The organism is Blastococcus sp. SYSU D00695, from assembly GCF_054050555.1.
Genome location: NZ_JBJGZP010000060.1, coordinates 1 through 537, shown reverse-complemented (window position 1 = coordinate 537; position 537 = coordinate 1). Strand labels below are relative to the sequence as shown.

At 74.3% G+C, this 537-nt stretch carries 1 protein-coding gene; it reads left to right on the top strand.

Annotated features, from left to right (window positions below; genetic code table 11):
- Positions 1–6 precede the first annotated feature (6 nt).
- On the top strand, positions 7–537 hold a 531-nt coding region (locus tag ACI781_RS19120), incomplete at its 3' end, for an LGFP repeat-containing protein (protein ID WP_456567715.1).

The following is a 537-nucleotide window of genomic DNA, read 5'->3' as shown; positions in this document are numbered from 1 at the left end:
GGTGCGGTGCGGGACCGGTGGGCGGCGCAGGGCTGGGAGACCGGTGCGTTGGGGTATCCGGTGTCGGATGTGACGGCGTTGGCCGGTGGTGGGTCGTTCGCGCACTTCCAGGGTGGGTCGGTGTACTTCAGCCCGGCGACGGGGGCCCGGTTGTTGCGGACCGCGGTGCGGGACCGGTGGGGTGCCTCGGGGTGGGAGAACGGGTCGTTGGGGTGGCCGGTGGCCGACCAGGTGGCGACGCCGGGTGGTGCCGGTCAGGTGGTGGCGTTCCAGCGGGGTTGGGTGTACTGGTCGCAGGCCACGGGTGCGCGGGTGGTGGACGGGCCGGTGCGGGATGCGTGGTTGGCTGCCGGTGGTGATGGTGGGTCGCTGGGGATGCCGATCAGTGACACCGGGACCACGGCGGACGGGGTGGCGCGGTTCGGGCACTTCCGGGGTGGGTCGGTGTACGTGCACCCCACGCTGGGCACGCGGGTGCTGCCGGCGGACGTGGTGGCGGCGTGGCAGGCCTCGGGTGCCGAGACCGGCCCCCTGGGC